The sequence below is a fragment of the Pseudomonas sp. H3_C08 genome, from assembly GCF_054669455.1.
In genome coordinates this window covers 2,068,857-2,090,268 of the sequence record NZ_CP162803.1, presented here as the reverse complement: position 1 = coordinate 2,090,268, position 21,412 = coordinate 2,068,857, and the positions used below count along the sequence as shown (strand labels likewise).

At 59.7% G+C, this 21,412-nt stretch carries 17 protein-coding genes and 1 pseudogene; 8 read left to right on the top strand and 10 right to left on the bottom strand.

Annotated elements, in window-relative coordinates; translation table 11 throughout:
• Nucleotides 1-4 precede the first annotated feature (4 nt).
• Nucleotides 5-1,444, bottom strand: coding sequence for an ATPase domain-containing protein (locus tag AB4N74_RS09620; RefSeq protein WP_427120187.1), 1,440 nt, complete (start codon nucleotides 1,442-1,444; stop codon nucleotides 5-7).
• Nucleotides 1,445-1,977: 533 nt separating this feature from the next.
• Between AB4N74_RS09620 and pstS the strand changes: the two genes are divergently transcribed.
• From pstS to AB4N74_RS09590, 6 genes and pseudogenes are all read left to right on the top strand, one after another.
• Nucleotides 1,978-3,009: a phosphate ABC transporter substrate-binding protein PstS gene (gene pstS / locus AB4N74_RS09615; RefSeq protein WP_093431591.1), complete on the top strand. Its 1,032-nt coding sequence runs from the start codon at nucleotides 1,978-1,980 to the stop codon at nucleotides 3,007-3,009.
• A 71-nt stretch (nucleotides 3,010-3,080) separates the two neighbouring features.
• Entirely contained in the window at nucleotides 3,081-4,046 is a 966-nt protein-coding gene (gene pstC, locus AB4N74_RS09610) for a phosphate ABC transporter permease subunit PstC (protein WP_093431594.1), read from the top strand.
• Nucleotides 4,046-4,939, top strand: coding sequence for a phosphate ABC transporter permease PstA (pstA, locus tag AB4N74_RS09605; RefSeq protein WP_093431597.1), 894 nt, complete (start codon nucleotides 4,046-4,048; stop codon nucleotides 4,937-4,939). Before pstC ends, pstA begins: the two co-directional genes overlap by 1 nt.
• Before the next feature lie 75 nt (nucleotides 4,940-5,014).
• Nucleotides 5,015-5,776 (top strand): phosphate ABC transporter ATP-binding protein PstB, encoded by a 762-nt coding sequence (gene pstB / locus AB4N74_RS09600; protein ID WP_460101100.1) that lies wholly within the window; start codon nucleotides 5,015-5,017, stop codon nucleotides 5,774-5,776.
• A 100-nt stretch (nucleotides 5,777-5,876) separates the two neighbouring features.
• Nucleotides 5,877-6,575, top strand: a complete 699-nt coding sequence (locus AB4N74_RS09595; RefSeq protein ID WP_095048981.1) for a hypothetical protein — start codon at nucleotides 5,877-5,879, stop codon at nucleotides 6,573-6,575.
• A gap of 59 nt (nucleotides 6,576-6,634) precedes the next feature.
• Nucleotides 6,635-7,206 (top strand): annotated as a pseudogene (locus tag AB4N74_RS09590) (hypothetical protein).
• An 83-nt stretch (nucleotides 7,207-7,289) separates the two neighbouring features.
• Here the strand turns inward: AB4N74_RS09590 and AB4N74_RS09585 are convergent.
• Together AB4N74_RS09585 and AB4N74_RS09580 are read right to left on the bottom strand one after the other, a co-directional pair.
• The gene (locus AB4N74_RS09585; RefSeq protein WP_460099699.1) at nucleotides 7,290-8,534 is read right to left on the bottom strand and encodes a saccharopine dehydrogenase family protein; all 1,245 of its coding nucleotides are present in this window, start codon (nucleotides 8,532-8,534) and stop codon (nucleotides 7,290-7,292) included.
• Nucleotides 8,535-8,563: 29 nt separating this feature from the next.
• Nucleotides 8,564-9,661: a carboxynorspermidine decarboxylase gene (locus AB4N74_RS09580; RefSeq protein WP_099759153.1), complete on the bottom strand. Its 1,098-nt coding sequence runs from the start codon at nucleotides 9,659-9,661 to the stop codon at nucleotides 8,564-8,566.
• 241 nt (nucleotides 9,662-9,902) lie between these two features.
• Here AB4N74_RS09580 and ppk2 point away from each other — a divergent pair, with 241 nt between their 5' ends.
• A complete protein-coding gene (ppk2, locus tag AB4N74_RS09575) occupies nucleotides 9,903-10,820 on the top strand; it encodes a polyphosphate kinase 2 (protein ID WP_460090929.1) in 918 nt (305 codons plus the stop codon).
• 40 nt (nucleotides 10,821-10,860) lie between these two features.
• On the opposite strand, the gene AB4N74_RS09570 is transcribed toward ppk2, so the two are convergent.
• Entirely contained in the window at nucleotides 10,861-11,988 is a 1,128-nt protein-coding gene (locus AB4N74_RS09570) for an alanine--glyoxylate aminotransferase family protein (RefSeq protein WP_460099695.1), read from the bottom strand.
• Between the two features lie 228 nt (nucleotides 11,989-12,216).
• On the opposite strand from AB4N74_RS09570, the gene AB4N74_RS09565 reads away from it, so the two are divergent.
• A complete protein-coding gene (locus tag AB4N74_RS09565) occupies nucleotides 12,217-13,275 on the top strand; it encodes an aromatic ring-hydroxylating dioxygenase subunit alpha (protein ID WP_460099692.1) in 1,059 nt (352 codons plus the stop codon).
• Nucleotides 13,276-13,317: 42 nt separating this feature from the next.
• On the opposite strand, the gene AB4N74_RS09560 is transcribed toward AB4N74_RS09565, so the two are convergent.
• The 6 genes from AB4N74_RS09560 to AB4N74_RS09535 all read right to left on the bottom strand — a co-directional run bounded on the left by AB4N74_RS09560 (nucleotide 13,318) and on the right by AB4N74_RS09535 (nucleotide 21,300).
• Nucleotides 13,318-14,598, bottom strand: coding sequence for an MFS transporter (locus AB4N74_RS09560; protein WP_460099689.1), 1,281 nt, complete (start codon nucleotides 14,596-14,598; stop codon nucleotides 13,318-13,320).
• Between the two features lie 233 nt (nucleotides 14,599-14,831).
• Nucleotides 14,832-15,791, bottom strand: a complete 960-nt coding sequence (locus AB4N74_RS09555) for an EamA family transporter (protein ID WP_460099687.1) — start codon at nucleotides 15,789-15,791, stop codon at nucleotides 14,832-14,834.
• 256 nt (nucleotides 15,792-16,047) lie between these two features.
• A complete protein-coding gene (locus AB4N74_RS09550; protein WP_460099684.1) occupies nucleotides 16,048-17,160 on the bottom strand; it encodes an alkene reductase in 1,113 nt (370 codons plus the stop codon).
• Nucleotides 17,161-17,330: 170 nt separating this feature from the next.
• The gene (locus AB4N74_RS09545; RefSeq protein WP_320336780.1) at nucleotides 17,331-19,565 is read right to left on the bottom strand and encodes a xanthine dehydrogenase family protein molybdopterin-binding subunit; all 2,235 of its coding nucleotides are present in this window, start codon (nucleotides 19,563-19,565) and stop codon (nucleotides 17,331-17,333) included.
• A complete protein-coding gene (locus tag AB4N74_RS09540; protein WP_093431633.1) occupies nucleotides 19,562-20,035 on the bottom strand; it encodes a (2Fe-2S)-binding protein in 474 nt (157 codons plus the stop codon). The genes AB4N74_RS09545 and AB4N74_RS09540 overlap by 4 nt, the downstream gene beginning before the upstream one ends.
• Nucleotides 20,032-21,300: a c-type cytochrome gene (locus tag AB4N74_RS09535; RefSeq protein WP_460099680.1), complete on the bottom strand. Its 1,269-nt coding sequence runs from the start codon at nucleotides 21,298-21,300 to the stop codon at nucleotides 20,032-20,034. Before AB4N74_RS09535 ends, AB4N74_RS09540 begins: the two co-directional genes overlap by 4 nt.
• Between the last annotated feature and the right edge of the window lie 112 nt (nucleotides 21,301-21,412).

Genomic DNA, 21,412 nt, shown 5'->3' with positions numbered 1-21,412 from the left:
AGACTTACGATATTGAACCAGGCAATGACTCAGATGAGACGGAAGGTTCATTTCTCAAAGCCTTTTCCAGGAACACATCTTGATCACGGATGACTACCTCGAACCGCGAAGGGTTGTAGGAGCTATCACGTATCTTGAGAATGGAAAGCGTCCTGCGAAGTTCAGCGTGATTTTCAAAGAAACGCATGAGAATCAGGTTGTCAGCAATACTGGACAGGTCGGAATTCGGTGCGCTGACCTCGGAGCCGAACAGATCGCGCATTTCCCAGGAGGCAAAGACCGTGACGCCTCGGGATCGCAGCTCGTTCATCAGTGCACTGAAAAAGTCGGTGATGCGTTCCGGTGTGGTTGAAACCCGAGTCATGCCGCTGAGGCTGTCGATGAACAGGCGCTTGATACCTTTTGCATCGACCAGGCTCAGCAGGCGCGCACCGAGGGCGTCGAGCAAGCCCTCGGTGGTCGGCTGCCAGGCAATGCTCAGCGCACCGCTGTGTTCCATTTCTTCAATATTGATGCCCAGCGAACGGCCTTTGAGTCGCAGCCGTTGCGGGCTCTCATAGAAGCCGAAATGCAGGCCCGGCGCTTCGGCCGTCGACTGCGCGAGAAACTTCAGCCCCAGCGTGGTTTTGCCGATCCCGGAAGGCCCCATGACGAGCGTGACGCTGGAGCTGTGCAAGCCGCCACCGAGGATGTCATCCAGCGAAACGATGCCGCTGGGAATGCGTGTCATATCTGCGCTGTCGGGGGCGGAAGGGCGTTTGTACAGACTTTCCAGGCGCGGATAGACCACCAGGCCTTTTTCGGTGATTTCACACTCGTGAACACCGGTCAAAGCGCCGCTGCCGCGGGTCTTGCGCAGGTGAATGCGGCGCACCGATCGCGTGCCGAACAGCTCTTCGCCCATTTCGATGACGCCGTCGACCATCGTGTGTTCCGGGCTGCCGTCGTCCAGGCGCGAGCTGGTGAGAAACAGCACGGTGCAACCGGCGAATGCCGCATGGCCTTGCAGTTCGGAGATGAATTTTTTCGTGTCGATCGGTGAGTCGGCCTTGGAGCGTGCGTTGAGCAAACCGTCGACGACCATGACCGTCGCTTTCTGCCGGCTGATTTCGCGCCGCAGCAGTTTCACCACTTCATCGAGCCCTTCGTTTTCCAGCGTATCGAAAGCGCTGACAAACTGTATTTCAGCGCCCACTCGCGAGGCGTCGAAAAAACTCATGGTCGACAGAAACTGAAACAGTCGGTCGTGAGACTCGGCCAGCAACGTGGCGACCAGAACGCGACCGCCATTGCGCGCATGATTGAAGCCGAGCTGATTGGCGAGGATGGTCTTGCCGGAACCGGGGCGGCCCTGAACGATGTACGAAGCACCCGCGACCAGGCCTCCCTGCAGCAGCGCGTCGAGCCCTTCGATTCCGCTTTGAAGGCGTTTTAGCTTTTCCACTATGCGACCCTGATCTGAAAAAACAGGCTTGTTAAGCCGGATGGATGAAATGCTAACGCCATTTCCATTTTGGAGCCATGGCGGTGGAGGCAAAGTAGCGTTGGAAAGTGGCGCTTGGCGAATGGCGGCACGCAATCCGGGAACAAGGACAACCCGCGCGCAAGAAGATTCGATTGCCAAATCCCGCGAAAGACAAAGGCGGAACAGGCAGGGCTTTGCCTGACCTGAGATAACGCAGGCGATGGGATTCGGACTCATGGCGACGGCCAGCGAATTCTCACGCGCCTGCCGCCGCCGCGGGCGAGTAAAAATTCAGATCCACTGTCGCCTGGATGGACACCCATTGCCTTGAGAGTCCTGGAAAGTCATGTGCGTCGGTACTACTGCGCAATAGGTATGTGCGAGGAGGGGGGGACGATGAGTAAGGGTAGCAAGGGGTCAAAACGATTGAGGCGGGGTCCTGCCATCCAACGTTCATAAAAACTTAACGAGATTGCTGCAGAGTTAAGGAGCCCCTATAAGGAGTTTCCTTGATGAAACGATTGATCAAGTCTGCTGCGTTCGTTGTGACTGCATCTCTGTTGGCTACCTCAATGTCCTTCGCGGCGGAAAACGTCCGGCTGACAGGCTCCGGAGCCAGTTTTCCGGCACCGATCTACCTCACCTGGTTCAAGGATTTCAGCAAAAAGTCGGCGGGTGTCACTGTGGATTACCAATCCAAGGGCAGCGGTGCGGGTGTACAGGACTTTTTGAATAAAACCGTTGATTTCGCCGCCAGTGACTCTGCGATGAAAGACGAAGACATTGCCAAGGTGGGCGAGGGTGTGCAGTTGCTGCCAATGACGGCGGGTGAAATCGTGCTGGCTTATAACCTGCCGGGCAATCCTAAAGGGCTCAAATTGCCACGCGACGTCTACTCCAACATCTTCCTGGGCAAGATCACGCGCTGGAACGACCCGCAGATCGCCGCAGCCAACCCCGAGTTGAAACTGGCCGATACACCGATCACGGTTGTTGTGCGAGCGGACTCCAGCGGTACCACTGCGGTGTTCACCAAGCACCTGGCGGCCATCAATCCGGAATTCAAGCAGGCGCTGGGTGAGGGCAACACCGTCAACTGGCCGGCCAGCGACAAATTCATCAAATCGCCCAAGAATGACGGTGTGACAGCCACCGTACGCCAGACGCCGGGTGCCATCGGTTACATCGAATACGGCTTTGCCAAACTTGCCAAGGTTGACTTCGCGCAGTTGCAGAACAAGGCCGGTCAGTACGTGGTACCGAACGCGGAAAGCGGCGCCGAGGCACTCGCTGCGGTAAAAATGCCCGAGAGCCTGGTGGCCTGGCTGCCAGATCCGGACGGCGCCAAGTCTTACCCGATCACTTCCTACACCTGGATGATCTTTCGCAAGGACAACGGTAACCCGGCCAAGGCCAAAGCCATGCGCGAGATGGTCGAGTACAGCTTGACCGAAGGGCAGAAAATCGCCGACTCGATGGGTTATATACCTTTGCCACAGTCGGTCGTCGATCAGGTTCGCAAAGCGTCTGCCAACATCCAGTAAGCGCTCGTGAGGCCTCTCTCGGCGCCTGCTTTCAGCGCCGGGAGAGTTTCCCTTCATTCCGGAATTAGCCAATGAACACACCTTTTGTCGTACCGGTTAATCCGGCTTCTGCGTGCCAACCACCGTCCGCAAAGGACTTTCTGGTCGACCGCGTCTTCCGTGCGCTAGCGCAAATAGGCGTGGTGCTGATTCTGGCGCTGGTCTTTGCGCTGATATTCGAAGTAGGGCGCAAGGCCATTCCCGGCATTGAGAAGCACGGCCTGGATGTGCTTTTGGGGTCCGTCTGGGATGTCAATCAGGGCAAATACGGCATTCTGCCGGCCATTTGGGGGACGCTCTACAGTGCTTTCATTGCGCTGCTGATCGCCGGTTTTTTCGGTGTCAGCATGGCGATTTTTCTAACCCAGGATTTCCTGCCCGCCAAGCTCGCTGCCGTCTTCCGTACCATCGTCGAGTTGCTGGCAGCCATCCCCAGCGTCGTTTATGGTCTCTGGGGGATCTACGTGGTGATTCCGGCAATTCGGCCGCTGGCGGAGTGGCTGAACAGCGAACTCAGCTGGATACCTTTTTTTGGCACGTCGTTGAGCGGACCTGGACTGCTGCCGGCGGCGCTGGTGCTGGCAATCATGATTCTGCCGACCATTGCTGCCGTGTCGCAGGACGCCCTCACCGGCGTACCGATGAAAACCAAGCAGGCTGCCTACGGCATGGGCACCACCCACTGGGAAGCCATTCTCAAGGTGATGGTGCCATCTGCCGCCACCGGCATCTTTGGTTCCCTCGTCTTGGGGCTGGGCCGCGCGTTGGGTGAAACCATGGCGCTGGCCATGCTGGTAGGCAACGCAAACAACATATCCCTTTCTCTCTTTGCCCCGGCCAATACGCTGGCGGCCTTGCTGGCGTTGAATTTCCCCGAGGCAGGGCCGAATGAGATTGAAGTGTTGATGTACGCGGCATTGGTCCTGATGTTCATCACGCTACTGGTGAACATCATCGGTTCCATGATCATGGTCTATGCCCAGCGTGGTACTAAATAATGACTGACATCACGTCCTCTGAGGCTGCATTTCCTAGCCTGCAGCGCAAGTTTGAAGGTCGCGCGCTGCGCAGCCTGGTGTTGACCATGCTGGTCTGGGGCGGTGCGCTATTGGCCAGCGTGCCATTGATCTCCGTGCTCTACATGCTGATCACTCGCGGCGGCGCACGTCTGAATCTGGAGGTCTTCACCGAACTTCCGCCCACCGGTTTCGAGACGGGTGGTGGCTTCGGCAACGCAATGGCCGGCACTTTCGTCATGGTCGGTATCGCAGCGGCGATCGCGGTGCCGGTCGGCATCATGGCGGCCATCTTTCTGGCGGAACTGGGCCCTGACAGCAAGCTGGCAAACGCCGCGCGCTTTGCCGCCAAGATGCTCACGGGGCTGCCCTCCATTCTGGCCGGGGTATTCGCCTATGCGCTGGTCGTGATGACCACTGGTACTTACTCGGCGCCGGCCGGTGGCGTGGCACTGGCCGTGCTGATGTTGCCGATCGTTGTGCTGACGGCTGAAGAGTCGATGCGGATGGTGCCCAAGATCATGAAAGATGCCGCCTACGGCATGGGCTGCACCCGTTCGCAGGTTATCTGGAAAATCGTCTTGCCGACGGGCATGCCGGCGATCCTGACCGGGGTCATGCTGGCCGTGGCCCGCGCTGCAGGCGAAACCGCACCTTTGTTGTTCACGGCGTTGTTCAGCAACTACTGGATCTACCACGATGGCAGCCTGGCGGTCATGAATCCGACGGCCTCGCTCGCCGTGCTGATTTACAACTTTTCCGGCATGCCCTTCGACAACCAACTCGAACTGGCATGGGCGGCCTCGCTGGTGCTGGTGATGATCGTACTGGTCGTCAATATTGTCAGCCGTATTTTCGGCAAGCCCAAGTACTGAGAACGGAGCATCTGAACCTTGAACGCATCAAATCTGCAAGTCGCGGCTCCGTTTGTCACTCAGGCGCCAGTGGTCATGGACTGCAAGCTGGAGAAGATTTTCTACGGTAACTTCCTGGCCGTGCGTGACAGCCATGTTCCGATCGAAAAAAACAAGATCACCGGTTTCATCGGTCCATCGGGTTGCGGCAAGAGCACCGTGCTGCGCAGCCTCAACCGGATGAACGATCTGGTGAAGGGATTTCGCTTCGAAGGGCACGTGCATTTCCTCGGACAAGACGTTTATGGAAAGGGCGTCGATCCAGTGGTCGTGCGTCGTTATATCGGCATGGTGTTTCAGCAGCCGAATCCGTTCTCGATGAGCATTTTCGACAACGTTGCATTCGGCCTGCGCCTCAATCGCTACAAGGGCGATCTGGGCGACCGCGTGAAGCATGCCTTGCAGGGTGCCGCGCTGTGGGATGAGGTCAAGGACAAGCTCAAGGTCAGCGGCCTGTCACTCTCCGGTGGCCAGCAGCAACGGCTTTGCATCGCCCGTGCCATTGCGACCGAACCGGAAGTGCTGTTGCTGGACGAGCCGTGCTCGGCACTCGACCCGATCGCGACCCGGCGGGTCGAGGAGTTGATGATCGAGTTGAAGAAGGACTACACCATCGCCCTGGTGACTCACAATATGCAGCAGGCCATCCGCGTCGCTGACACGACCGCTTTTTTCTCGGTTGATATTTCCCAGGGGACGCGCACCGGCTATCTGGTCGAGATGGGGCCGACAACCCAGATATTCGATAAACCGCGTGAACAAATGACCGAAGACTACATCAGCGGCAAGTTCAGCTAAGAAGCAATTATCCAGTCAAGACGGCAAGCGGCCATGGACAAGGGTGCGGTACTGGCATCCGGCCGTTTGACCCTTTTATCTACCGTTCTCAGGATTGCCAATGTCTGCAACGCGTCGTCTTGATTTGCCCGCGATTGAACGGGTATTGCGAGAGGTTCAGGGCCGTTTCTCCGAACTCAGCAGGCACTTTACCGAGCCTCGCGATCCCTTCACTGACGAAGTGCTGCACAATGTGCTTGAAGGCTATGCGCTGATTGATGACTATGTCGCTCGTGGTGTCGACCTGTTCGACCTTCAGCAACTGAACCTGATGCTGGAGATCAACGCTACCGTCCTCTGTGGCCGGGACCCGGTTCGCCGACTGGAGTACGCTCAACACCTGGCGGCGACCGAAGAGCACTTCTTCAACAACGTTGAAGGGGGGATAAAGGACCTGTTCAACTGGTATTGCGCGTATCGCAGCGAGTCAGTCTGGAAGCGAGCGGCTGGTGTTTATGTTCGAATCCTCAGCAAACCGCAGTTGTTTATCGAGGGTAATAACCGCAGTGGCTCACTCATCGTCAGCTATTTGCTCATGCGCGCGGGATTACCTCCATTCGTGCTGACGCTGGAAAATGCCGGGGGTTACTTCAATCCGTCCTCGGTCATCCGCAACTCCGCCAAGCATGGGGTAAAGGCGTTGTATGAATTGCCCAAAATCAAGAAAAAGTATGCGGCCTTCCTTGAAGGTCAGGCGCCTGAGTCGATGAATTTTTTACTCAAAGACAAGACCTCGCCCGTCTTGCAAGGGGGAGATTGATGAGCGGGCAACCCATTTCCGCCAGGTACCAGGCTTCCGTCAGCCGCGTTTGGCAAGCCATGCTCGGTGCTATCCCCATGAGCGTATTCGCTCGCCAGCGCATACGGGTTTCGTTCGATATCGATGACACGCTGGCCTGCCAGCTGCATCACTGTGCCATCGAGCAGAGCTGGTTGCCGGCCTGCTTGCATCGTTGGTTCGGCGAGCCACTGCGATGCGGTACGCGCTCATTGACCCGCGAGTTACGGCGTCAGGGCTGCAGTATCTGGGTTTACACGTCGTCCGGTCGGACCCCGGCCTATATCAGGCGCTGGCTGTTGTTGTATGGCATCCGCGTCGACGGGGTGGTCAACAGTGTGGTGCATAACCAGGCATTGGTGACAAACGGGTTGGCAAACGGTCCGTCGAAATTCCCCCGGCCTTCGATATCGACTTGCATGTCGATGACTCCGAAGGTGTGCGCTCGGAAGGCCATGATCACGGTTTTCGCGTTGTTGTCGTGCACCCGGAGGATGAGCATTGGGCGCAGCGGGTTCTGGATGCCGTCGCTGACGTACAGGCACTGCTCGCCCGGCAACAACAGGGCAGGAGCAGGAATCCGCCGCAACAATGTCCGGAAGCCGTGTCCTGATTTTCAGTGCAGACAAAAAAACGCCGCTCAATGAGCGGCGTTTTTTGTAGCGGGCAGTGACGCGTCGCGGTTTATTGCGAGCCTCAGGCTACGCCGTTCCAGGGACGATCTCCGTGTTCATCCTTGATGCGGGTCGGCAGGCCCATGACGTCCAGCGCCTTGAGGAACGGCTCAGCCGGCAGTTCCTCGACGTTGGCCATGCGCTGCACATCCCACTCGCCACGGGCGACCAGCAGGGCAGCGGCAACAGGTGGTACGCCGGCGGTATAGGAAATGCCCTGGCTGTCGGTTTCGGCAAAGGCTTCCTCGTGGTCGGCCACGTTGTAGATGAACACTTCGCGCGACTGGCCATCCTTGGTGCCCTTGACCAGGTCACCGATGCAGGTCTTGCCGGTGTAGCCGGGCGCCAGCGAACTCGGATCAGGCAGCACAGCCTTGACCACTTTCAGCGGCACGACTTCCAGGCCTTCGGCGGTCTTGACCGGTTGTTCGGACAGCAGGCCGAGGTTCCTGAGGACCGTGAACACGTTGATGTAGTGCTCGCCGAAACTCATCCAGAAACGTACGTTGGGTACGCCCAGATTCTTCGACAGCGAGTGCACTTCATCGTGACCGGTCAGGTACAGGTTCTGCGAGCCCACGACCGGCAGGTCGTCGGTGCGTTTGACTTCGAACATGGTGTTGCTGGTCCACTGGCTGTTCTGCCAGCTCCACACCTGCCCGGTGAATTCACGGAAATTGATTTCCGGATCGAAATTGGTGGCGAAATATTTGCCGTGGGAACCGGCATTGACGTCAAGAATGTCGATCGAATCAATGCGGTCGAAATACTGTTGTTGTGCCAGTGCTGCATAGGCGTTGACCACACCCGGGTCGAAGCCCACGCCGAGAATGGCGGTGATGTTCTTCTCTTGGCACTCGGCGAGGTGCTTCCACTCATAGTTGCCATACCAGGGCGGGGTTTCGCAGATCTTGCCCGGCTCTTCGTGAATGGCGGTGTCGAGATAAGCGACGCCGGTATCGATGCAGGCACGCAACACCGACATGTTGAGGAACGCGGAGCCGACGTTGATGACGATCTGGGATCCGGTTTCACGGATCAGCGCCTTGGTCGCCTCGACATCCAGCGCATTGAGCGAGAAGGCTTTGATATCGGCGGGTTGTTTGAGGCTACCCTTGGCCTTGACGCTGTCGATGATGGCCTGGCATTTGGAGATGTTGCGCGACGCGATAGCGATACGACCGAGTTCATCGTTATGCTGCGCGCACTTGTGGGCCACCACCTTAGCGACACCTCCTGCACCAATGATAAGAACGTTCTTTTTCAATTGCTTTTTCTCTCCTTTGTCTGTCCGTTTCAAGAAAGGCTGGACAGGTAGTCTTCGTAACCGAATTGGCGAACCACTTCGACGGTACCATCGAGTTGTTTCACCACGATGGATGGCATTTTCAGGCCGTTGAACCAGTTCTTCTTGACCATGGTGTAGCCGGCGGTATCGATGAATGACAGTCGATCGCCAATGGCCAGCGGACGGTCAAACTGGAACTCGCCGAAGATGTCTCCGGCCAGGCACGATTTGCCGCACACCATGTAGGTGTGTTCACCCTCGCTCGGCGCCAGCTTGGCGTTCAGGCGATAGATCAACAGGTCGAGCAAGTGGGCTTCAATGGAGCTGTCCACGACGGCCAGGTGCTTGCCGTTGTAGAGAGTGTCGAGCACGGTGACTTCCAGCGAAGCGCTGTTAGTGATCGCCGCTTCGCCAGGCTCCAGATAGACCTGCACGCCGTACTTTTGCGAGAACGCCTTGAGACGAGCGCAGAACGCATCCAGCGCATAGCCTTCACCGGTGAAGTGAATGCCGCCGCCGAGGCTGACCCAGCTGACTTTGTGCAGTAGCTCACCGAAGCGTTCTTCGATGGTGCAGAGCATTTGGTCGAACAGGCCGAAGTCGCCGTTCTCACAGTTATTGTGGAACATGAAACCGGAGATCTGGCTGATAACGCCTTCGATCTTCACCGGGTCCCATTCGCCTAGACGGCTGAACGGACGCGCCGGGTCGGCCAACAGATAATCGGAGCTGCTGACTTGCGGGTTAACGCGCAGGCCACGGACTTTGCCCTCAGAGCGCTCGGCAAAACGTTGCAGCTGGCTGATGGAGTTGAAGATGATCTTGTCGCAATTGTCGAGCATCTCCTCGATCTCATCGTCAGCCCAGGCCACGCTGTAGGCGTGGGTTTCGCCTTCGAACTTCTGACGACCGAGCTTGAGTTCGTACAGCGACGACGACGTGGTGCCGTCCATGTATTGCTGCATCAAGTCGAACACCGACCAGGTCGCGAAGCACTTGAGCGCGAGCAGGGCTTTGGCCCCGGACTGTTCGCGCACATAGGCGATCTTCTGCATGTTGGTCAGCAGTTTCTGTTTGTCGATGAGGTAGTACGGTGTCTTGATCATTTCGAGGCCTCCGGCAAGGCCAGCCAAAAAAGGATGCGCATTGTGCCCGGACTGACCACATATCGAAAGAGCAGAGCGTACGACTGGTTCAGCAAATACCCGCGAAAGGTTGAACGCACGGGACGTCCGGCCGGGATACAACGTCTTCTTCAAGCAATCAGCAATCCCGAGAACCCGGTAACTGCTCAGTCATAAATCGCCGTCAGTATGGCAGTACCATCCCGTCCCCGAGGTCTTCACCATGCCCTCAGCTCAAGATCAGTTGATACACCGCATTCAGCGCGAGCTGCTCGACCACAGTGACGAGGAGCTGGAGTTGGAGTTGTCCGAAGACGGGCATGACCTGAACACACTGTTCGATGACCACGTTCCGGATGGTATCGAGAAGGACGACCGACGGCTTTATTTCAGCGAGTTGTTTCGCCTGCAGGGTGAACTGGTGAAGTTGCAAAGCTGGGTGGTCAAGACCGGACACAAGGTAGTGATCTTGTTTGAAGGGCGCGATGCCGCTGGCAAGGGAGGGGTAATCAAGCGCATAACCCAGCGGCTCAACCCCCGGGTATGCCGTGTCGCTGCCTTGCCCGCGCCCAACGACCGCGAACGAACCCAATGGTACTTCCAGCGATATGTCTCGCACCTGCCGGCAGCAGGTGAGATCGTGCTATTTGACCGCAGTTGGTACAACCGCGCCGGTGTTGAAAAGGTTATGGGATTTTGCAACGACTATCAGTACGAAGAATTTTTCCGGACCGTGCCAGAGTTTGAACGAATGCTCGCCCGTTCCGGCATTCAGTTGATCAAGTACTGGTTTTCCATTTCCGACCAAGAACAACACCTGCGCTTCCTAAGTCGCATCCATGACCCGCTCAAACAGTGGAAACTCAGCCCGATGGATCTGGAGTCACGTCGGCGTTGGGAGGCCTATACCAAGGCCAAGGAAATCATGCTCGAACGCACCCACATTGCCGAAGCACCCTGGTGGGTGGTGCAAGCCGACGACAAGAAAAAAGCCCGACTTAACTGCATCAATCATCTACTCGGCCAAATGCCTTACGAAGAAGTCGAGTTACCGCAGATCGAACTGCCGCAGCGCGTGCGCGAGGAGGACTACTCTCGCAGTCCTACGCCACCGGAACTCATGGTGCCTCAAGTCTATTAAACGGCCGAACCGGGCGGCCCGACGACGGGTCGCCGGGTATCTAAATGACCTCATCCAGTGCCTGCTCAAGCAGGCTGATGGTGCGCTCGATATTTTGAAGTTTTTCGAGTCCGAACAGACCGAGGCGAAAGGTCTGGAAGTCAGCGGGTTCGTCGCATTGCAGCGGCACGCCGGCAGCGATCTGCAGGCCGTGCTGGGCAAATTTCTTGCCGTTCTTGATATCGGCATCATCGGTGTAGCTCACCACGACGCCGGGGGCCTGAAAGCCTTCTGCGGCGACGCTTTTGATGCCTTTGCCGGTCAACAGCGCACGCACTCGATCACCCAGCGCCTGTTGTTCATCGCGAATCTTGTCGAACCCATACGCTTGCGTCTCTTTCATCACGTCATTGAACCGCGCGAGGGAATCGCTGGGCATCGTCGCGTGATAGGCATGTCCGCCCTGTTCGTAGGCCTGCATGATCTGCAGCCACTTTTTCAGGTCGCAGGCGAAGCTGCTGCTTTGCGTCTGTTCGATGCGCTCAAGCGCCAAAGCACTGAACATCACCAGAGCGCAGCACGGGGAGGCGCTCCAGCCTTTCTGCGGAGCGCTGATCAGCAGGTCGACGGCGCATTGGTGCATATCCACCCAAATCGTGCCGGACGCGATGCAGTCCAGCACGAACAAACCGCCCACCGCATGCACGGCGTCACCGACCGCTCGCAGGTAGTCGTCGGGCAGGAGAATCCCGGATGAGGTTTCAACGTGGGGTGCGAAGACCACCTGCGGCTTGTGCGCCGCGATGGCGGCCAGCACTTCGTCCAGCGGCGGCGGGGCGTAGGCTGCCTGGCGACCCGGCTCTACCGGCCGTGCCTTGAACACCGTGGTCGCCGCCGGGATATTGCCCATTTCAAGGATCTGGCTCCAGCGATAACTGAACCAGCCGTTGCGGATCACCAGGCATTGCTGGCCGGTGGCGAACTGCCGCGCCACCGCTTCCATGCCGAATGTGCCGCTGCCCGGAACCACTGCAACCGCCTCGGCGTGGTAGACCTGTTTCAGGGTCTTGGAAATGTTCTTCATCACGCCTTGGAAGGACTGCGACATGTGGTTGAGCGAGCGGTCAGTGTAGACAACCGAGTACTCGACCAGCCCCTCAGGATCGATACTGGGATATAGCTTTGACATGGGCGTGCTCCTTCGGCAGAGAGGTAAACATCATTGGCAAGCAAGTGTAGGCAAAGGGCTGGGCAAGGGCACTGGCAATTCACGTTGGCCAAGTGGAGCCCTCTGGTTTAGTTTTGCATTCCAGGGTTTTTCTGACTTGAACTCACCGTACTGACGGATCGCACGCCCCCCATGCTTACAAACCTGTGGTATGTCGTTCTCCCATCGTCACAGTTGACTGATGGACTGATGCCGGTTCGATTGCTCGGACAACCTTTTGTGGCGTTCCGCGATGACGCAGGCGTCGCGCACGTGCTGTCGGATATCTGCGTGCATCGCGGCGGCTCACTGTCGGCCGGCAGCAAGGTCGGCAACAGCGTGCAGTGTCCCTATCACGGCTGGCGGTTTGGCGCTGATGGTGTGTGCACGCAGATACCTGCGCAGCCCGACCTGCGGATTCCCGCCAAGGCCCGCGTCGATGCGTACCCGACGCTGGAGCGATACGGTTGGATCTGGGCGTTTTTAGGTGATCTGCCAGAATCTGAGCGTCCACCGTTGCCCACGCTCGACTGGATCGACGATCCCGCCATCCGTGTGGTCGCGGGTCACTTTGACTGGCAGGCCAGTTGGGACCGGATTATCGAAAACGGTTTGGACTTCGCGCACGCACCGTTTGTCCATGGTTCAACCTTCGGTGATCCGGATCATCCCGAGATTGAATCGTTCGAGGTCGACAGCGATGCGTGGAGTGGCAGCGCCCAAATGCTCATGCGCAGGCCGGCACGCAAAGGGCTGCTGCGGCGCAAATCCTCCACCGAGTTTGTCAGTGTGGCCACCGTGCCGGGTTTTCATTTGTCCGGTCCTTGCACAACGCTTGAGCTTGAGTTGCCCAACGGCTGGCGGATCTACATCGTCTCGGCGCATGTGCCGATTGACGCCAATCGCACGCGCACCTGGTGGATGATGGGCAGAACGTTCCTGCGCACCCGACTGCTGGATCGCAGGTTCATTGCGAGCAATATCCGTATCTTCGAACAGGATCATGCCGTGCTGAAAAACGTCCGACCAGAGCGTGTGCCGGACTCTTTTCAGCAGGAGGTTTCGTTGAAATCCGATGCGCTGCAGATCGCCTTTCGCAAAGACGTGCAGGCACTGGAGCAGCGCAGCTGGCGCATCGATGAAGAGCGTCTTGCGCGAACGTTCACCGGACGCAAGGCTTGCGCGATACCCAGCCCTGAACGTCGGCAGATTCGCGCTTGGGCGATTGAACCGATTCCGCTCATGGACATCACCCACGAATCTGAATAGCGGTGCGAGCCAGTCTGCGCTTGGCACAGACTGGCGCAACCCTCAGCGCGTCTCACACTGCGGCGAAGGCTCACCGCTCAGTGCATCGACCATCGGCGGATGTTCCTGCACCGCCTGACGCAAGTCTTCGGTCACCCGCAGCTCCGCACCTGTCGGCGAGAAGGTTGCTGCCGCTGCAAACGGCGCGGGATTGGCCGGAACCGGGCGTTTGCCACGGCGCCACAGGAAGAAACTGACCATGCACAGATTGACCAACGCAAAGACCCAGAACAAACCATTGGCACCGAACGAGTTCATCACCGGCGAAATCATCATCGGGCTGATTGCCGAGCCCAGTGAGTTGATCAGCAGCAAGCCCTGAATCATCGGCACCAACGCTTCGGCAGGGGCACGGTCGGCGGCGTGGCTGACGGCCACCGGGTACAGCGCAAACACACCGCCACCGAGCAGAAACAACATCACCGCGAGCATGGTCGAGGACAATGGCACCAGGACGATCACCAGCGACAACACGGTGCACGCCACTGTCAGAATCGTCAGCACCTGCAAACGATCCTTGCGGTCGGACCAGCGCCCGACCGGGTACTGCAGGAGCATCGCGCCGAGGATCGTCCAGGCCATCATGCTGCCGACTTCACCGACATTCAGACCACTGCGTTGCAGATACAGCGGCAGTAAAGTGTAGATCGCCGCGATGGTCACACCTGAACCGAAACAGCCGACCAGCCCGGTCGGTGTCACGCCCAACAGTTGTCGTGGCTTGAGCGGTTCAACCTGATCGAGCAGCGGCGACACGCGCGGCAGGATCACGATCGGCAGCACCGACAACGAGGCGAGCATGCCGGCCACCATAAACGGTGCGCTGTCGCTCAACCCGGTGATTTTGCCCAACGTTGCCTGGCCCAGCACACCGGCGCCGTACAAGACGATCATGTACAGCGCGAGCAAGCGCCCACGAATCTTCGCGTCGCCCGCCAGCAGCAGCCAGCTTTCGATCACCAGAAACACGCCGACCGTGGCCCAGCCGTTGATCAGGCGCAGGGCGAACCAGCCCCAGGTGTCATAGAACAAGCCCTGCAGCAGGATGGTCACGGCGATCAGCGAGGCGAAACTGCCGTAGGCGCGGATATGGCCGATGCGCAGAATCAAACGGTCATTGAACACCGCACCCAGGGTCAGGCCGATGAAGTAGGCCGAGGAAACGATGCCGATCATCGTGGTCGACGCACCGGCAGCGTCCAGTCGAAGGGTGGTCAGCGACGACATGAAACCGTTGCCCAGCGCAACAATGAACAGCCCCATGGCCAGCAAACGCGGAGACATAAAAACCTCTAGAGGACGAACAGCGCAACGTGCGCCGCTGCGCATGCGATTGCCAAGCCGAAGTGTGTTGTGGTGCAGGCAGACACCGAGGGGGCTGCAAGAGAGCGCGGGATTCTAAGGCTTGTGCAGGATTTGCCAATAGCTGTTTGCTGCGACGTTGGGACGCAGGGGTTGCCACCTATGTTGGTCCTGAGTGGCCGGAGAAAAAACAGCTTTTTGCCATCATCCAAGTGCTAAATTGCTGCTTTAACCTCAGCCTTGACCACTGATTTACGATACGTCAGCAAGACGATGCCCGTGACCACAATCACCCCGCCGAGAATCTGTCCTCTACTGAGCATTTGGTCCAGCACAATCCAGCCCATCAGCAGCGTTGCCAATGGTTCGATGTTCATCACCGGCGAATTGCGCGGCATGTCGAGTCGAGGCACGGAAATGAACAAGACGATAAAACCTGTGCCGTACAGCACTACCAAAGTGGCGAGGGCCAGCCATCCGGTTGAGGTGGCGGGCAGGTTCAATCCGCCGGGAAGGGCGCCCGTCAGCCCTGCCAGGTTGACGCTGCTGAACACGATGAAAATCGTCAGCAGACTGCGCACAGAGCCACGTACCTGAGACAGTTTGTGGTCGGTGATCCACAGCGCGCAGGCGAACACACTGGCGGCGCAGAACGCGAGCGCGACGCCCGTCAGCCATTGCGCACTGACGTCTGTCGTGGTCGAGAGACGCCCGGGGACGTCCAGCACAAACACCAGACCCAACAGAATCAAACCCATCAACGTCGCGGTGCGGGCGCTTGGTCGCGGACCACCCAGCGCCCAGGTGAGCAATGCCAGCAGAATAGGGAATACGTTCGCCACCAGCAGGGCCAGCGCCACCGGCACCCGTGCGACAGCGGAATACAGACACAGACTCTGCGCAGTGATCAGCAACCCCAGCAGCAGCTGCCAGCGCCATGCGCCCGCCGGCAAACGCGGGCTTTGTCTTTGCCACAGCACCAGGATGGCGAGCACCAGCAAGGTCCCGCCGGAACGCATCAAAATCGCCAGCAACACACCCGCACCATCATCAAAGGCGACTCGTGCCGCCACATGATTGCCGGCAAACGCACAGCCCATGCACAACAGAATGATCACAGCCAGATAGCGGGGGAAGGGCGGCGGTACGATTTGCGCAGTGGTAGGGCGAGGCATGGCAGATCTCAGGATTGTTAGCCGTTCGAACGACTTGGTTTTTATTAGGTTATCGTACAACTAGCCCGTTTTATCGCATTCGGCGACGTCGGGCAATAGACCTGAAAGCGCACAGCTGCACTGTGCTCGGCGTTACGGTGGATTTTTCACATCTGCGACTAAATGTAGAGATCGTATGACTTGATCGGGCAGGGGCGCATCGGCCCCTGCTTCCAGGAATTTACACATTCATGAGAGGCGGGTGGTCTGCTTCTGCTCAGGCATGAAATGGATAATCGATGTAGCCACGCTGATCCCCGCCAAAGAAGCTGCTCGGATCCGGCACGTTGAGCGCCAGGCCATCGTGCAGCCGACGCGGCAAGTCCGGGTTGGCCAGGAACGGACGGCCAAACGCGATGATGTCGGCACGGTCGGCAATCAGCGCCTGTTCCGCAGATTGCGCATCGTAGCCGCCGGCCAGGATCAGCACGCCGTTCCAGGTCTTGCGCAACTGGGCAATGATCGCGTCCCAGCGTGGGTCGAAATTTTCATCTTTGACTGTGCCGACCATCGCTGGCTCGACCAGGTGCAGGTAGGCCAGATTCCATTGGTTGAGCGCCTCGACCAAGTGGCCGAAGGTCGCCTCCGGGGTGTCATCGCCCATGCCCATGAAGCGCCCCATCGGCGTCAGGCGTACGCCGACCCGTTCGGCACCGACTTCTTCAGCGACGGCCGCGACCACTTCCAGCAGAAACCGCGCGCGGTTCTCCACGCTGCCGCCATAGGCATCGTCACGCTGGTTGCTGTTGCTGTTAAGAAACTGGTCGAGCAGGTAACCGTTGCCGGCATGAATCTCTACACCGTCCATGCCCGCTTGCAATGCGTTGCGCGCGGCTACGCGGTAGTCCTCGACGATGCCGGCGATTTCCGCGGTTTCCAGCGCGCGAGGCACCGGCACATCTCCCCAGACGCCGTTACCGTTTTCGTCGACGATAAACGTCTTGCCAGGCACCGGCAGCGCGCTGGGCGCAACCGGCAGGCCAGCATCGGGTTGAAAGCTCGGATGGGACACCCGACCGACGTGCCACAGTTGCATGAAGATCAGCCCGCCGGCCTCATGCACCGCCGCGCTGACGTCACGCCACGCGCGGACCTGCTCGGAGCTGTAGATGCCCGGCGTCCAGGCGTAACCCTGAGCCTGCCGGGAAATTTGCGTGGCCTCGGTGATGATCAGTGCGGCACTGGCCCGTTGGCGGTAGTACTCGGCGTTCATCGGCGTCGGTACATCGCCCGGTTGGCCGGCGCGTGAGCGCGTCAACGGTGCCATGGCCACGCGATGGGCGAGGGTGTAAGGACCGAGTGCGAGGGGTTGGAACAGACGACGGGTCATGGGTAGCTCCAGATTTCAATAAAAGGAATTCAAGCGCGGCAGTGGGGCCGCGAACCAGTGCCGCTAACTTAACCGGGTGTCGTGAGGGTGATAATCGGTGACCGGCGCTACGCTGTTTTGCGCACGGCGCAATGGCGCCCGTGCTCATCAGCGATGAACACGGACGTGGCTCAGGCGGATTGGTTTGAGCGCGTCAGCGGCAGGTTCAGCCAGCGCCGGCCAGTGGCGTTGGCGACGGCGTTGCCAAGGGCGGCGGCCATCGGACCCTGAACGATTTCAGCGGCGCCAAGGAAGGGTTCTCCCGGCTGGTCGAGCAAATGCACATCGACTTTTTTCGGCAGTTGCGTGAAACGCAGAATCGGATAGCCGCTCCAGTCGTAGCTGCGAATGCCGCCCGCGTCGTAGGCGACTTTTTCGTACAGGGTCCAGCTCGCGGACTGCACGATGCCGCCCTCGACCTGATTGCGCAGGCCATCGGGGCTGACGATCTGGCCAACGTCCACCGCCGTCACCACGTGATCGATGCGGATCTCGCCAGTCTGCGGATGCACTCGAAGTTTCACCGCGATGGCGCAGTAACCCATGATGTTTTTGTAGCGGGCAAAGGCGAAACCGATACCAGCGCCGGGCTCGCTGCTTTTTTGCGGCCAGCCGATCTCGTCACGCACACGTTCCACCACCGCGCGAGCACGTGGGTCGCTGAGATGGGCCAGACGCAAGGCGACCGCGTCGATGCCGGCCCGGATCGCCAGCTCGTCGATACTCGCCTCGATGGCAAAGATGTTGATGTGCGCACCGAGCGAACGCATGGCCGAGGTGCGAAAGGGCATCTCGGTGACGAAGGTCATGTTGATGCGCGTCGAGTTCAACGCGTACAACGGCACCGCGTTGCGATCACCATCGCCCTCAGGCTGAGCGATTGGCACGGATGGCGCCGAGGCAAAAGGCCGCGCGAGCAAGCGTGCCGGCAGCAGACGCCCGGCGTTGACGATGCGTTCGTTGTGCGGAGTGGTCCAGAGTTCGTAGGCCCAGTCCTGCAGTCGACCGTGGCTGAGGCCGGCGTCGACTTCGGAGACCATCGCCGAGCTATACGGCTCCCAAAGATTTTCCTGCTCGCGCATCCACTGCACGCGCACCGGCGTCCCAGGCACGCGCAGGGCAATCAATGCTGCATCGGCGGCGGCATCATCGGCGCCGTTATGCCCGTAACACCCTGAGCCTTCGGTATGAATACAGCGCACCCGTTCAGGCGGCAGACCGAGCATTTCGGCAATCCCGGCGCGCAGCGGGTAAACACCTTGCGTGTGGGTCCAGACGGTAAGCGTGCCGTCCTTGAACCAGGCGACTGCGCAAGACGGGCCGATTGAGCCGTGCATCAGATATTGCTTGGTGACCCGCGCCTGAAAACGCGTGTCGGCCGCGCCGCTTGGCGTGCCGCTGTTGCTGATCGGATAGCGCCGTGAGGGCAGACGTTTGAGCAGACCATGAATCTCAGTCGCCTCGGGAATCGCCTCGCCGCCGCTCCATTGCGTCACCTCGCTGGCACGGCGCATGGCTTTGATCGCTTGCCACTCATCACCGGCGACCACCGCCAGATAGTTGCCATCGCGGATCACCTTGACCACGCCAGCCAGCGCTTCGATGGACGCCGCGTCGAATGCTTGCAACGTGCAGCCCGGACGGGGCGGGCGGATCACCCGCGCATGCAGCATGCCCGGCAAGCGCATGTCCTGGACGAAGGCTGCGCCACCGCTGACCTTCGCCGGAATGTCGAGGCGCGGCAACGAATGGCCGATCAGTTTGAAATCAGCGGCGGCCATCGCCGGCGACTGAGCCTTGGCAAATTGATGCACATCGACATGCTTGACCGCGTCGGCGTAACTCATCTGCTGGCCGGCCGGGCCTACGATCACAGCGTCGCGGGTGCTCAGCAGTGCTGCATCAATCTGCCAACTGCGCGCGGCGGCATCGACGAGCATTTCGCGCACCTGCGCGGCGGCGTTATACAACGCGGTACCGCTGTCGAAAATGCTGTGGCTGCCGGCGGTGTAGCCTTCGTTGGGCGTCAGCGCGGTGTCGGCGGTGAGCAGGTTGATGGCGGTAGCCGGTACCTGCAAACGCTCGGCGGCGATTTGCAGCAGCGCGGTTTTGACCCCGGTGCCCAATTCAACCTTGCCGGTGTAGACGGTGATGCCGTCGGCGCCGATGCGGATCCAGGCGTCGAGAAACGGGTTGGTGCGCAGGCTTCCGGGCAGGTCGGGCGCGAGGACCACGGTGCCGAGCGTATCGACTTCCGTATCCGCCAACACACGCCGCGCGACCGGCATCAGGGTGAACGCCATCAGCAACGCACCACCACGCAGGAAGGCGCGCCGACTCGGGTTCAATTCATTCGACTCACTCATGTCAGGCTCCCGTTGTGCCCGGCCACCTGCTTGATCGCCTCGATGATGCGCAAGTGCGTACCGCAGCGGCACAGGTTGCCGGCCATGTGCTCGCGAATGGTCGCCTCATCCGGGTGGCGATTACGCTCAAGCAACGCCTGCGCGCGCATCAGCATGCCGGCAATGCAGTAGCCGCATTGCGCGGCCTGTTTCTCGATGAACGCCGCTTGCAGAGGGCCAGGTTTTACCGCACTGCCGAGGCTTTCCACGGTGCGGATTTTTTTGCCTTCGAGGCCGGCGCAGGGCGTCAGGCAGGCGAACACCGGTTGATCGTCGACGATCACCGTGCAGGCGCCGCACTGACCGAGACCGCAACCGTATTTGGCGCCGTTGAGGTTCAAGTGGTTGCGCAGCGCATACAGCAGCGGCATGTCCGGCTCCAGCTCAAGCGCTTGCGCGGCTCCGTTGACGTTGAGAGTGATCTGGCTCATTTCGTCTCCTGACGTAACGCTTCAATAGTGGAAGAGAGGTCGACCCACGGCTGATCGGGGCGGGCTTGCTGGCGCAGATACGCGGCCAGTGCGCCGAGTTGCGCGTTGTCGAGGCTGGCGGCGAATGCAGGCATCAGCGGACCGGGCGATCCGGCTGTGGCGGGCAAGCCTTCAAGCACGGTTTTGAGGAAGTTGCGCGAGCTGGCCGCTTGCAGCGCCGAGGTGTTTTGCAGGCCCGGGCGACCATCGATGGTGCGCATCGGCGCCGCCGGGCCATGGCAACCGGCGCAGGCGCTGCTGAAGAGCAGGGCGCCGGTCGAGTGGTCTGCCGCTTCACTGGCAGGCGTCTTTGGCGGCGGTTGCGTCAGTGGGTGCGGGTTTTCCAGGCTGAGCAAATACTCGGCAATCGCCTCGGCTTCACTGGCGGGCAAGCGGGCCAGACTCAAGCTGACCGGACGCATCGGCCCGGCGGGTGTGCCGTGGCCATCAACGATCTCAGCGCGCAGATAGCCGACCAGTTGCTCGCGACTCCACGGGTTGCTGCGTTGCCCCATGCCGACCAGCGCGGGCGCCTGCCAGCCGTCAACGCTGCCGCCCTGCAAGTATTCCGAAGATTTTTCCGCGCCGATCAGGTTCAGCGGCGAATGGCAGCCGGCGCAATGGCCCGGGCCGTCGACCAGATAACGTCCGCGATTCCACGCCTCGCTACGCCCCGCCAGCGGCGTCAGTGGCTCACCGTGCAGGAACAGCAGGTTCCAGAACGCCACCAACGGACGAATATTCATCGGGAAATTCATCTGGTTTTGCTCGGCCGGCGCGTGCACGGCGGGGCCGCTCATCAAGTAGGCATAGGCGTCGGCGATGTCTGCTGCGCTCATGCGCCGGTAGTGCACGTAGGGGAACGCCGGATAGAGGAAGTGACCATCGCGAGCAATGCCTTGACGCATCGCCCGCTCGAAGGCCGGCAGCGACCATTGGCCGATACCGGTCTCAGCGTCCGGGGTGATGTTGGTGCTGTACAGCGTGCCGAACGGCGTTACCAGCGGCAGCCCGCCGGCCAGATATTCACCGCCGGGGCGGGTATGGCAGACCGCACAATCGCCGGCCTCGACCACCCGCGCGCCGCGTTGCAACTGCGCAGTATCGAACATCGTCGGGCGCTTGATCGGCGCAATTGCCGGGCGCCACATCAGCCAAACGGCGCCGATCAGGCCGAGCACCGCGACGACGGCCACGCTGATCCATAACGTTCTGGACTTCAGCAAGTGGCGGTTCATGAGACGGAGAAAAACGCGGCAGGCAATGGCAGAACGGATGGGATACGGGTCATGACAACGCTCCTTGTAACAGCCGGGGAAGGGCGCCCCTGGGAACGAC